The following is a 12,395-nucleotide window of genomic DNA, read 5'->3' as shown; positions in this document are numbered from 1 at the left end:
CCGTGTGATTAAACTTGCTGAGGTAACAGGTATTTAGGTCTTTTTCCATATGCTTTGGCAACATCTTGGGAATCATTAGCGACAATTCCTAAGACATTTAATTTGCCAAACAAAGCTGTAACTTCTAAAAATTTAGAAACTTTAGATTTATTCAAGCGCGATACGATTAAAGAGGTATCACAGATAGACGCAATTTTAATTGCATCTACCATTCCGATCGCGGGAGGAGTATCGACTAAAATCAAGTCATAATTTTCTTTTTGCTGTTCAATAAAACGCCCTAATCTCGAAGAATTAAGTATTTTGACAGGGTCTTCAGTCATAGTGCCAGATGTAATTAAGTCTATCCTTGCCCCCGACAGCGAAACTTGATGAATCAGGGGAAGGCTGATTTCTCCTCCTAAAAAGTTTGTTAATCCAGATAAATTAGTTAGAGCAAAAGATTTATGTAAACTGGGAGAGCGAAGATCGGCATCAATAACCAAAACTTTTTGTCGATCCCTAGCAATACTTAAAGCCAAACCAAGGGTCAAAGTTGATTTTCCCTCTCCAGCTACCGCACTAGTTATGGCGATCGATTTTAGAGCTGATCCAACTAAAGAAGAATTTAAATAAGCTAGTTTAAGATTTTCGTAAATTAAATCGATCGCTTCTCTAAATGGTTGCCACTGAATTACATTTTGGATCGAACTAGTATCACTAGAAATAGATCTAAATGGAAGCCGAGTTAGTAAATTATTAGAAGATGAAATTGATAATCCAGGAGCAGTACCTAGAATTGGCAGACTAGTTCGACGTTCAATTTCTTTAGATGTATTAATTGTCTCATCAGTAAAATCTTTGACAAAAGCTGCAAATCCACCCACAAAACTAGCAACTACCAAACTAAGTAATAAATCTTTAGCTAAATTAGGAGCAATTTGTAATCCTGCTTGGGGTGGCTCAATTACTTGCCAGTTATTTCCACCTCGGCTTAATTCTATTTCTAGCTTCTGTTTAGCTTCTAACAGTCTTTGCACGGCTTGTCGCTTGATTTCGGATTCTTGGGTTAAATTTCTATACTGAGAAATTAGTTCGGGAAAACCAACCAATCTCTGCTTAAGTGCTGCTTCAGTTTGAGCCAAACTCAAATCTCGTTGACGAATACCTGTCAATCTTGCTTGGGAGTCATTAACCGTATTGGCAATCCCTGTATCACTACCAACCAATCCTTGTTTTTGAAGCAATTTTAAATCGCTACTAAAGTTAGGAGGTAGTTCTCCCAATATTCTTTCTGCTTCCTCGGATAATAAATCTTGAAGAATTTTTTTCTCTTCAATCGCACTTTTTAAGGCTGGATTATAATTAGTAAATTTAGTTTGTTGAGTGGCAAGATCCTGCTCCATTTGTTTCAAGTTATTTAACAAGTTTTGATATCGGGGGGATTGACTAAGGCGAGATAAAGCCAAAGCATTTTCAACAGACACACCCAACTGCTCTTGAAGAGCTGAAGAACTTCCAGCAATTTCACCCACTTGAGCTTTTAATGCTTCTCTTTCTTGAGCAATTTGTCTAATATTTTCTTTGACCGAAGTGGCTTCTGCTTCTGGAGAGACAAGGTTGTTCTCTTTAGTAAGCTTGGTCAAATTTGTCTCAGTTTGAGTTAATTCTTTTCTTGCTTGAGGAATTTGCTGATTAATAAAAGTGAGTGCATCCCGAAGACGCTTTTCCTGCTGTTCGAGATTGTATTTTAGATAAACTTCTTGAATCGCTGTTAAAACTTTTTTGGTTTCGACAGGACTACTGCCAACATAACTTACCTGAATAATTTTAGTAGCTGAGTCTTTATTCGAGTCGGTACTTTCGTCTAAAACTTGATACACGCCAATAGATTCACGCAAGGCTGCAATAATTGCCGCAGTTGTTGCTTCCGAGTCAGAGATTACTCCGCCGTAAGACGACGAAGCCTGCTCTGACCGTTGGTCTTTCAACTTCAGTTGATTAACTACTCTTTGCAGGATCTCATGACTTGTCAAAACCTTAATTTGAGTAGTGTAATCTAACTCTACATTGGCATCAGCAAATTGCTCCTCTGAGTCTCGTTGGTTATCTTGAAGATCCTTAGCTTGATAATTAGATTCTGCTAGGATCTGCATATAGCTTTGATATACAGCTGGTTTGAGCAGAGCTAGAGGAACCGCGATCGCTAATACCCCCGTAAAAGCTCCGATAAACCACAGGCGACGATGCCAAAGCTTACTAAAAAGCTCTCCATACCCTAAGTCGCCTTGTGTTTCTGTTTCCCAATTATTTTGATCCATACTTTGATATCTATACTTTTGTAATAGCTTTTTTATTATTTAGTTCTTCTAACCACTTCTCATTAAGGTTCAAGTCGTTTAAAACTGAACGACCACAAAACTCTTGAATAACCTCCACTACTTGTTTAAAAAATACTGATTCTGAAAAATTAGCGATCGCATGGTTGCGAATTTCTTCATAATTCCATTGATGATCCTCTGCATCTTTAATTGCTAACTGCAAGGCATCAGGGGATTGAGGATTAAAAAGAATTCCTGTCTTACCTGAAATTTGCGTATCGAGTATTCCCCCTGCACCATATCCGATGACTGGAGTGCCACTAGCATTAGCTTCAACTGGCACTAAACCATAGTCTTCTAGAGCGGTCACAATAACCGCTTTGGCTTTTGCCATTAGGTAAGTGCGCCATTCATCCTCCACATAACCCAAAAACTTGATGTTATCTAAAGCATTCGCTTCTAAACGTTTCCGTTCTGGACCATCCCCGATAATGACTAATGGTAGCCCCAGCCAGTTAAAGGTTTCGATCGCAATATCTAGCCTTTTATAGCTAATCATTCTGGATGAAATTAAATAATAATCTTCTTTTTCGGCTGAAAATATAAACTTATCAGTGTTAATAGGATAATTAATTACTAAAGCTTTCCTTTTATAAATGCGCTCAATTCTTTCTGCCACCGTGGTCGAGTTAGCAATATATAAATCTGGTTCTCGAGCATATAGCAAATCCTGCTGTCTCATTAATTTCAGAATCGGCTTGATTAAAGGGGAGAATTTTTTAATACCACTATATTCTTCTAAGTAAGTTCGGGTATTCCAAAGAAAACGAGTAACATTATGGCAAAAACAGATATGCATTGCTCCTGGTTTTTTGCTTACTCCTTTAGCAAAGCTCGAAGTACTGCTGAAGATCAAATCGTATTTTTGTAAATCTAGTTGGCGAAAAGCATAATAGTAAAAAGGCGCGAACAAACGAAAGTTTTTTTTCGTTCCTGGCAGCTTCTGTAAAAAAGTCGTTTGCACTGGACGTCCCTGAAGCTCGATGGTATTTTTGACATCATGAAGAGATGTGTAGATATCGGCCTCTGGAAAAAGGCTGCATAGTAGCTGAAAAACTCTTTCAGCACCACCTTGTTGCGTTAAATAGTCATGTACTAAGGCTACCTTCATTTATATCCGATATTATCTATTGTCAAAATTTCGCTACTTAGTCTGCGTTTATTCTTCAACATGTAAGACTATAAACTTCGCTTTACTCTCTGTTTCGGCTGATCCAATTTATTTCGATAAGAGGAGATTATAAGAAGTTTAAGTTTTTAAATCTCCGTATTTATATTTAGAAATAAACAGTTAAGTTAAACCTATCAAAAAAATAATTTCTTTAAAGTGACTTAAAAGTTATATGAAAGTTATAGGGAACGAGTATCGCACTTATACCACTGAGTAATTATACTTAGTGGCACAAGCGTTTTCCCTATCAAGAGGCAAAATTAAAACCCTAAAATAACTGACTGTGCAATTGCTTAAGTAAATCTTGTAGCACAACATACACGTCTGGCTACCTGACACATCCATGTCAATCCTATATTTTCCGTTGAAATTAAATTTTGTCAGTGCTTACAAGCGATCGCTTGCTCAAAAAGTGTCTTTTGCACTCAAAAGAAAGAATTTATATTTAAAAAGGGTTTGAGGTACTTGTGTCGAGTAGCCATCAGGTACATGCTTATTGAAATACCTTGATCAAAACCATTTAAATTGATATATATATATGTGCTGCTGTAATGTCCTCACAAGGAAAAAATGACCACTTAATTTAATCACTTAATACAGTTGACTTTAGTGGGTCTAACGATGTATTGTTTTATGTTATTCGGGAAATCACAAGTAAAACCATTTAAATTAAGTTTAAGTATCGGTTCATACAACACTGTTTTTCCTAAACCAATATTGTATGGATTATAGCTTGCCATTGTCAAAAATTCACAACTTTGACATATAAAAAAGTAAGGAAACAAAATATTTCATAATAGTATAGTAGCTAACAAATAACCATTGTACTATTAACAAAATCAACTATCTGTGCTTAAAAAACTAAATTGAAGTATGTTTGTATCTATTTTCAGAGATGTATCTATTTCCACGCTCTACATAGACTTCATTTATCCGCAATGACTAATCCAATAGATTTTAACTCTGTTTTGTCTTTAATAGACCGTACTATCAGTCCTACCTACCTGAGTGCAACTCAAGAAATAGTACTGAGAGAAGTGTGGAATGGCAAGACATATTCTAAGATGGCTTGTGATTACAATTACGATCCAGAATACATTAAGACTGTAGGCTGTAATTTGTGGCAGATTCTTTCTAATGCTTTTAATGAGCAAATTAATAAGAGTAATTTTGTTCCTTATATGAGACAGAAGATCAGTTGCTCAATAGTTGTGAATAAGAGAGATGAATTGCTAACCAATCAAAATTCTCAAGTACTATCTACTGAATCTTTAAAACGAGAATTTTACCATTGGGCGACAGCTCCTAATACAGAGCATTTTATTGGTAGAGACAAACAAATAAAGCTTTTAAAATCTTGGAGTCAAGATTCAAACTGTAACTGTATTGTAGTCTCTGGAATGGTTGGTTGTGGTAAAACTAGTTTGATTACTAAATTTGCCAAAGATAATCAGAGCCAATTTGATTATGTTATCTGGTTTTCACTCAATAATTCGCTATCGCCAACAACATTAACTAATAATTTTTTAAAAATAATCGGTCAAAACCAAGACCAACACAGCAATTCAGGATTTACCCAACAAGACTTAAGTTCATTACTGGCTCAGTTAATTAACCATTTAAAACAGAAAAGAATTTTACTCGTATTAGATGATTTAGAATCTATTCTAGAAGTCGATCAAGTAGGTATTTGCTATCAACGAAATCTTGAAGACTACGGACACTTTTTAAGGTCAATTATAGCTACTAATCATCAAAGTCTGATGATTTGCGCCAGCCGAGTCAGGCCTAAGTCTCTCGAATACTATGGTATGAACCAGATTAAAATTCTCGATCTTCAAGGATTAGAAGAATCAACTATTGAGCAAATTACCAATTTAGACAGTACTAAGATCGAGAAGACAAAGCTACTAGATTTATCGACAAGGTTGCATTGTAATCCCCAATTATTAAAAATTACTGCTTCTCACTTGAATATTTTTCATGATGATCATGAAGACTTAGAACAAGTTGTGCAAGAGCTGTGTCTTGTAGAAGAAATTGTTAGTTTATTAGAGCAAGAGCTAGATTGCTTATCAAAACTAGAAAAAGAAATTATTTTTTGGTTAGCAATATCTTGTCAACCAATCCCTCAAAAAGATTTAGCCACCAATCTAAAACATGCTCAATCTAAAATAAAATTTAACAAGAGTATTGCATCTTTAGAAAAGCGATCGCTCATGGTAAAAGACAACTCCCAATATTCTCTCATGCCAATCATGAAAAGCTATGTGCGTAGAAAATTGGTTCAACTAGCTCTTTAAAAATATTTTGATGAAGCAACACAGAATTCTCTTTGTCGATCACACAGCTGTTATGGGAGGAGCTGAACTTAGTCTATTAGACTTGGCAACTGCATATGCAGATACGAGCAAAGTACTTTTATTTCAAGATGGTATTTTACGCGAACGTCTAGAACAAGCAGGAGTTAAAGTCCAGGTTGCCCCTGTTTCTAACACTATGCTCAATTTGCGTACTTCTGGAGGATTAAGCTCGTTAGTAACGATCCCCGAACTTTGGCAGATTGCAGGTTATATTGACCGAGAAGCAAAAGGTTACGATCTAATTTTAGCTAATTCTCAAAAAGCTTTTATTACGGCAGCTTTAGCTTCTTTAAGAGGTAGTCCAGCAGTTTTGTGGTATTTGCACGATATCCTAACAGCTGGGCATTTTAGTCAAGTTAATCGTCTAGTAGCGATTTTTTTAGCTAATCAATTTGCTGCTAAAGTGTTGGTTAATTCTCAAGCTACAGGGAAAGCTTTTGTTGTTGCTGGAGGAAAAGCGAAGTTAACTCGCGTAGTTTACAACGGTTTTGATCCTCAGAAATTTGACCTGGTAAATTTCGATGATGTCAAAAAAATTCGTGAGCAATTAGGCATTGGCAATGGTTTTTTAGTAGGATTATTTAGTCGTTTTTCTTATTGGAAAGGTCAGCATATTTTGTTAGAGGCGATTAAACACAGCCCTAAAGTTCATGTGCTTCTAGTCGGAACAGCTTTATTTGGAGAACAAGAATATGTTACTGAACTTAAAACTTTAGCTGAGACACCTGAATTAAAAGGAAGAGTTCATTGGTTGGGGTTTCGGGATGATATTCCCACTCTCATGAAAGCTTGTGACATTATAGTTCATACTTCTACTGAACCAGAACCTTTTGGCAGGGTAATTGTCGAAGGGCAGTTGGCTCAGAAGCCAGTAATTGCCTCTGCTGCGGGGGGCGCATTAGAGTTAATTAAAGATGGTGTAAATGGTTATTTGTTTCCCCCTGAAGATGCGATCGCCTTGGGCAAATTAATCGAAAAATTGATTAAAGCTCCTTCTCTAGCTAAAACCTTAGGTCAACAAGGTTATGTTGATGCTCAACAAAATTTTTCTTGGGAAACTATCCTCGCTAGTTTTGAACAAGCTTTATCAAATTAAAATTTTTTATTTTAAGTAGCAAAGCAGATAACTAATATGAATATGATCTTAAATGCGATCGCCTCTTCCCAGATAATAAAAGTTTTCTTGATATTTCCTCAGTTACTGGGTAAAGTGATCGCCAAGCCGAAGTATATCCCACTTTGTCTATGGGCATTCAAGCAACTATGGTGGGTAGATAGTCGGCTTAAAGAGATGGCTCTAGAGGCGTTAAAAGTTCCTGCCGATCTTCAACCAGCTAGTTTAAACTCAGAAATAACCAGAGAAATTCGGCAAAGGGCGATCGCGATCGCTTGGACAGCCAAAATTCATCCTCTGGGCCCTAAATGTTTACATCGTTCCCTAGTTTTACATCAGTGGTTGCAAGCACGGGGAATTAATGCTCAACTGGAAATTGGCTGGGGAGAAGATATGGGTCATGCTTGGGTTACTTACAACGGCAAAGTGCTAAATGACCGCGCTGATATTGCCAAGATTACTCCTCGTTTAATGCAAGTCTAGCTTTTCCCAAGGTTGATGAAGTAATCGTGGAAAAGAGCGATCGAGCAAGGTATTGCAATTGTTTGTGTAACCATAAAAACTTTCAAAATTATAGTGATCTTACTTTTTGGTTACTTATCTACAACCTATATTTAAAAGGTATTTCGAATAAGCTTCAGTAAAGCATTTTTATTTACTTATTCTAATTACGTAGCGTAAGTGAGCCTGAAGGAAACATGAGCATTAAAATTACTACGAATCAATCTACAACTTATAAAATATCCCAAAACCATCTGTATTCAGAAATTGCTGATGAGGCAGTTATTCTCGACCTAGAATCTGGAGTTTATTACGGTCTTAATTCAGTTGGAGTCGATATTTGGCAGTGGTTACAACAACCCCAAACGAAAGAAAAATTACTTGACTTAATTCTAGAGGAATACGAAGTAACTCCAGAACAAGCAGAGCAAGATCTTCAATCAATATTGAGGGAAATGCAAGCAGCGAAATTACTTGAAGTAAGCGAAGAAGAAATTCTTAATTAAATTATTGTTATTGTGCAGCAACTTAAATATTAACACTTTTTTCAAATATGCATTATGAGCGGAATTTTCGGTGTTTATTATTTTGATGGTCAGCCAGCCGAATCAAATGTTTTACAAAAGATGTCAGATACTCTAGCTCATCGTGGTTCAGATGGAGCTGATATCTTGTGTCAAGATAACGTTGGTTTGGGTCATCGTCTGCTTTGGACTACTCCTGAATCGTTACTGGAGAAGCAACCATTAACTGATGATTATGGAAACTGCGTAATTACTGCTGATGCCAGAATTGACAATCGCGACGAATTGATTTCTCGTCTGGATTTAAGAGATCTCGCTGCTGAAAAAATTACCGATGTAGAGCTTATTTTAAAAGCTTACTATAAATGGGGTGAAAATTGTCCTCAAGAGTTGTTAGGTGATTTTGCTTTTGCCATTTGGGATAAACGCGAACAAAAACTGTTTTGCGCCAGAGATCATTTTGGGGTAAAACCATTTTGCTATTACCATCAAGCAAATCAAACTTTTGTTTTTGCTTCTGAAATCAAAGCCATAGTTCGATTAGCTGATGTTCCCTTCCAACTTAACGAAGTTAGAATTGGGGATTACTTAACCTCTACTTTAGAAGACCCAAGCATCACATCATATCAGGATATTTGGCGGCTTCCTGCTGCACATACATTAACTATAAACCGAAAAGGGAAGCTTACGCTACATCGTTATTGGTCGCTTGAACCTGGTGAAGAAATAAGACTTAATTCCGATCAAGAATATGCCGAAGCATTTTTAGAAATATTTACCGAAGCTGTTCAATGTCGTTTGCGGAGTGCCTACCCTATTGGTTCTCATCTAAGTGGTGGCTTAGATTCTTCTTCAATTACTTGTGTGGCAAAGAATTTATTAAAGGAACAAGGAAAGCGACTTCATACTTTTTCTAACATCTTTGATAGTGTTCCAGAATCCAACGAACGTAATTATATTGAAACAGTAATTGCTCAGGGGGATCTCATCCCCCATTTTGTTCATCCCGACCAGACAGGACCTCTATCGGAATGGCAAAATTTTTTTAAATATTGTGATGAATCGCTGATTGGTAACTGCTATCTAGTTTGGGGTTTGAACCGTGCTACCAGAGAAGCTGGGGTACGTATTAGTTTAAATGGTTTTGATGGCGATAGCACCGTTTCCCACGGGGTTTATTATTTAAGTGAATTAGCTAGAGCAGGAAAATGGAAAGCCTTTTTAGTCGAAGGAACAGCTTTAGCTAAAAACTTTAATCAGTCACCTACTAAGCTTTTACGTCATTATGGATTACCTGTTCTAAAAGAACTAGCTAGAACAGGAAAATGGTTGGCTTTTTGGCAAGCTGTTCATCAAATTAGTGAAGCTGTTGAAATTTCCCATCGCCGACTTTGGCTTAACTATGGTTTCAAAGCGATAGTTCCCGATGGAATTAAACAGAAATTACGTTATTTCAATCGATCTAAACGCACTCCATCTAATCCTTTTCCTCTAGTTAACCCTGATTTTGCTCAACGTATTGGATTGAGCGAGCGCGTACAATCTTTTGATCGTTCCAAAGATCCACCATGGACACAAAAAGAGCATCACTGGCGGGAATTAACTTCAGGATTGTTTTCGATTCCTTTAGAAGGATTGGATGCTTATGCTGCTGCTTTTGGAATTGAATCTCGTCATCCCTTTATGGACAAAAGATTGATTGAATTTTGTTTGGCTTTACCCGCAACACAAAAACTAAATCAAGGTTGGTCAAGGATGGTTTTGAGAAGAGCAATGGATAGTATCCTTCCACCTAAAATTCAATGGCGAGGCGATAAAACTGATATAACTCCAGGAATGATTAAAGGTTTATTGGAGTATGACCAGAAAATTTTAGAAGAGGCAATGATAATTAAATCAAAAAATATTGCCGATTTTGTAGACATTGCCCATTTAAAGTCAATGTATCAAAATTCAATTAACGAAGGAAAAATTACAGAAAATATAATCATTAAAATCTGGGCTAGTATTTCTCTATCTTTATGGCTTGCAATCATGATGAATTACAAAGATTAAGATTTTTATTAATAGCAAGTTAAACTATTTTTTGATATTATTTTACAATAAGTTATTCTACATAATTACTTGTATTTTTGAGTTATCGATATTTAATTTATTGCTCTATTATAATTAAAAAAGTTGATTTTTAAAGGAAAATATTGTATATTAAATAGTGAATATTTATTCACAAGGAGAATGCAAATGAAAACAAAATATTCAACTCCCAAGCTAACTGCTTACGGTAATATTGATACTGTTACTCAAGCAAGAGGTCCGTCTCCAGTTCAGGATTCTATTATTGTTAATGGAACTACTCTGGGTATCCCAACTGATGGTTCTGGAGATGTTACTATTAATACTTAATTAGTAAAATTAGTAAAATCTAAATACATAAAATACATCAATTTAATAAACAAGGGAGAATATTTTTTATTCTCCCTTTTCTTAAATATTTAATAAAAATGATTTAACTACACTTATGCATACTTCAACTGCCTATGGATTAATTATAAAATCAGAAACCACGTTATTAGCGTCAGTTAAACATGATGGTAAACCAGACGTAATTGTGACTATTAAAAACCTAAAAAAATATTCGCTAAATTATTTCAAAGATCAAAATCATTTATTAGGAAAACTTCCTGGAGTAGGAGAATTTTTAATTAGAAATGGTCAAGAAATAATTATCAATCCAGAGGTAGGAATAAGTGAAAATGTGTTGTGTCCTTGTATTTTAGGTTCAGCAATGGTGGTACTACTACAACAAAGAGGATTCCTAGTTTTACACGCTAGTTGTGTATTAGTAGAAGGTGGGGCAATTGCTTTTCTTGGTTCTTCAGGTTCAGGTAAATCAACTATTGCTTCAGCATTGCATCGCGAAGGATATGGTGTTCTGACTGAAGATGTAATGGCAATTAACACCAAGGTTAATCCTTATTTAGTTATTCCCTCTTTTCCCAGTATCAAATTAAGATCAGATTCTGCTGAAGCATTAGGTTTTGATCGCGGTACTCTATCTCCTCTGCATCCTTTAACTCAAAAACGAGTACATCAGCTAGGACATGGGTTTGTCAATCAACCCTACCCTTTGAAACGAATTTATGTATTAGCTCATGGCGATCGCAACAAAATAACTCTTTTTTCTCCCCAAAACGCTTTCATGGAATTAGTTCGTCATACTCGTGCTGTCCAAGCTTTGAAACATCAGGAATTAGAGCAAGTTCATTTTCAACAGTGCGCTAACTTGGTTAGCAACATACCTATCTTTAAATTAGAACGCAAATTTGTACTATCAGAACTCCCTGAGTTAGTAATGTCAATAAAAGAAGACCTAAACCAAATATAAAGAAAGTACTCTTTTGCCTCTTAAATCATGAAAATTAGCCAAACTGTTAAAAAGAAATTTAAAGTGGCGATTCGCTTTCTACCAGCTCTACGTTTAGTTTGGCAAAGTAGTCCTGGTTGGACAATTACTCGACTAGCTCTAGTAGTAGTACAAGGATTGATGCCTTTGGCGTTGATTTATCTGGCTAAACTAATTATTGATACAGTAACTATCAACCTCAAAGCCAGTAATCCTGAGCAAGTTTTCGCTCAAGTTTTACCCCTAATTGTCTTAGCAGGAGTTGCTACGATTGTTGATAGTTTCTGCCAATCCTTAAATGAGCTGGTAAATACAGCCCATGCTCAAAAAGTAACTGACTATATGCAGGGTATTATTCATGCTAAATCAATAGAAGCAGACCTAGAATACTATGAAAATGCCAAATATCACGACGCTCTACAAAGAGCGCAGCAAGAAGCTCCCTATCGACCACCGCAAATTCTAACTCGTCTTGCTCAGTTAGTGCAAAATTTTATCTCCTTAATCGCCATGGTGGGGTTGTTAGTATCTCTACATTGGGGGATTATTGGTGTTTTGCTAGTAGCGACTATTCCAGCAGTCTTTGTCAGGATGGAGTATTCTCGGACTATGTATAGTTGGCAGCGTAAACGCACTCAATTAGAAAGACAGTCGATGTACTTAGGGTGGATGCTAACCAATGAACAGTTTGCCAAAGAAGTTCGCCTCTTCAATTTAGGTCATTGGTTTAGTAATGAGTACGACAAAATTAGAAGTAAGCTTTATAAAGAAAAATTAGGAATTTCGATTAAACGTTCCACAACCTTTTTCTTAGCCCAAGCTTTTGCAGGCATTATTATCTTCATAGTTTTTGGTTTAATTATTTATCAAACTATTCAAGGAGTTTTATTACTCGGTGATTTAGTTCTCTATTATCAGGCTCTGCAACGAGGTCAGAACAATTTAAAAGCTACTCTGAC

The 12,395-nt window shown here is 36.1% G+C and carries 9 protein-coding genes and 1 pseudogene; 8 read left to right on the top strand and 2 right to left on the bottom strand.

All coding sequences use genetic code 11. The features are described 5' to 3' along the window. Nucleotides 1–8: 8 nt before the first annotated feature. Entirely contained in the window at nucleotides 9–2,300 is a 2,292-nt protein-coding gene (locus tag C7B62_RS12720) for an exopolysaccharide transport family protein (protein WP_106236624.1), read from the bottom strand. Nucleotides 2,301–2,310: 10 nt separating this feature from the next. Next, nucleotides 2,311–3,471 carry a glycosyltransferase gene (locus C7B62_RS12715; RefSeq protein ID WP_106236622.1) on the bottom strand — a complete coding sequence of 387 codons (1,161 nt, stop codon included), beginning with the start codon at nucleotides 3,469–3,471 and terminating at the stop codon, nucleotides 2,311–2,313. Between the two features lie 998 nt (nucleotides 3,472–4,469). On the opposite strand from C7B62_RS12715, the gene C7B62_RS12710 reads away from it, so the two are divergent. The 8 genes and pseudogenes from C7B62_RS12710 to C7B62_RS12675 form a co-directional block, all read left to right on the top strand. Beyond that, nucleotides 4,470–5,834, top strand: coding sequence for an ATP-binding protein (locus C7B62_RS12710; RefSeq protein WP_106236620.1), 1,365 nt, complete (start codon nucleotides 4,470–4,472; stop codon nucleotides 5,832–5,834). A gap of 10 nt (nucleotides 5,835–5,844) precedes the next feature. Then, nucleotides 5,845–6,990 (top strand): glycosyltransferase family 4 protein, encoded by a 1,146-nt coding sequence (locus C7B62_RS12705; RefSeq protein ID WP_106236618.1) that lies wholly within the window; start codon nucleotides 5,845–5,847, stop codon nucleotides 6,988–6,990. A 36-nt stretch (nucleotides 6,991–7,026) separates the two neighbouring features. Beyond that, nucleotides 7,027–7,491 carry a lasso peptide biosynthesis B2 protein gene (locus C7B62_RS12700; RefSeq protein ID WP_106236615.1) on the top strand — a complete coding sequence of 155 codons (465 nt, stop codon included), beginning with the start codon at nucleotides 7,027–7,029 and terminating at the stop codon, nucleotides 7,489–7,491. A gap of 215 nt (nucleotides 7,492–7,706) precedes the next feature. Beyond that, nucleotides 7,707–8,015 carry a PqqD family protein gene (locus C7B62_RS12695; protein WP_106236613.1) on the top strand — a complete coding sequence of 103 codons (309 nt, stop codon included), beginning with the start codon at nucleotides 7,707–7,709 and terminating at the stop codon, nucleotides 8,013–8,015. Between the two features lie 54 nt (nucleotides 8,016–8,069). Continuing rightward, nucleotides 8,070–10,088 carry a lasso peptide isopeptide bond-forming cyclase gene (locus tag C7B62_RS12690; protein WP_106236611.1) on the top strand — a complete coding sequence of 673 codons (2,019 nt, stop codon included), beginning with the start codon at nucleotides 8,070–8,072 and terminating at the stop codon, nucleotides 10,086–10,088. Nucleotides 10,089–10,274: 186 nt separating this feature from the next. Then, on the top strand, nucleotides 10,275–10,436 hold the full coding sequence (locus C7B62_RS12685; RefSeq protein ID WP_158260674.1) for a lasso peptide: 162 nt from the start codon (nucleotides 10,275–10,277) through the stop codon (nucleotides 10,434–10,436). A gap of 115 nt (nucleotides 10,437–10,551) precedes the next feature. Beyond that, nucleotides 10,552–11,418 (top strand): hypothetical protein, encoded by an 867-nt coding sequence (locus C7B62_RS12680; protein WP_106236607.1) that lies wholly within the window; start codon nucleotides 10,552–10,554, stop codon nucleotides 11,416–11,418. Between the two features lie 27 nt (nucleotides 11,419–11,445). Continuing rightward, nucleotides 11,446–12,395, top strand: a pseudogene (locus tag C7B62_RS12675) (ABC transporter ATP-binding protein); the annotation flags it as partial.

This window comes from Pleurocapsa sp. CCALA 161 (assembly GCF_003003995.1).
GTDB lineage: Bacteria > Cyanobacteriota > Cyanobacteriia > Cyanobacteriales > Xenococcaceae > Waterburya.
This window is presented reverse-complemented; position numbering and strand designations above follow the sequence as displayed.

Bases quoted from the DNA above. Each gene is read 5' to 3' on its own strand.
- C7B62_RS12720 (WP_106236624.1), bottom strand. From the start codon at position 2,300: ATGGATCAAAATAATTGGGAAACAGAAACACAAGGCGACTTAGGGTAT.
- C7B62_RS12715 (WP_106236622.1), bottom strand. From the start codon at position 3,471: ATGAAGGTAGCCTTAGTACATGACTATTTAACGCAACAAGGTGGTGCT.
- C7B62_RS12710 (WP_106236620.1), top strand. From the start codon at position 4,470: ATGACTAATCCAATAGATTTTAACTCTGTTTTGTCTTTAATAGACCGT.
- C7B62_RS12705 (WP_106236618.1), top strand. From the start codon at position 5,845: ATGAAGCAACACAGAATTCTCTTTGTCGATCACACAGCTGTTATGGGA.
- C7B62_RS12700 (WP_106236615.1), top strand. From the start codon at position 7,027: ATGAATATGATCTTAAATGCGATCGCCTCTTCCCAGATAATAAAAGTT.
- C7B62_RS12695 (WP_106236613.1), top strand. From the start codon at position 7,707: ATGAGCATTAAAATTACTACGAATCAATCTACAACTTATAAAATATCC.
- C7B62_RS12690 (WP_106236611.1), top strand. From the start codon at position 8,070: ATGAGCGGAATTTTCGGTGTTTATTATTTTGATGGTCAGCCAGCCGAA.
- C7B62_RS12685 (WP_158260674.1), top strand. From the start codon at position 10,275: ATGAAAACAAAATATTCAACTCCCAAGCTAACTGCTTACGGTAATATT.
- C7B62_RS12680 (WP_106236607.1), top strand. From the start codon at position 10,552: ATGCATACTTCAACTGCCTATGGATTAATTATAAAATCAGAAACCACG.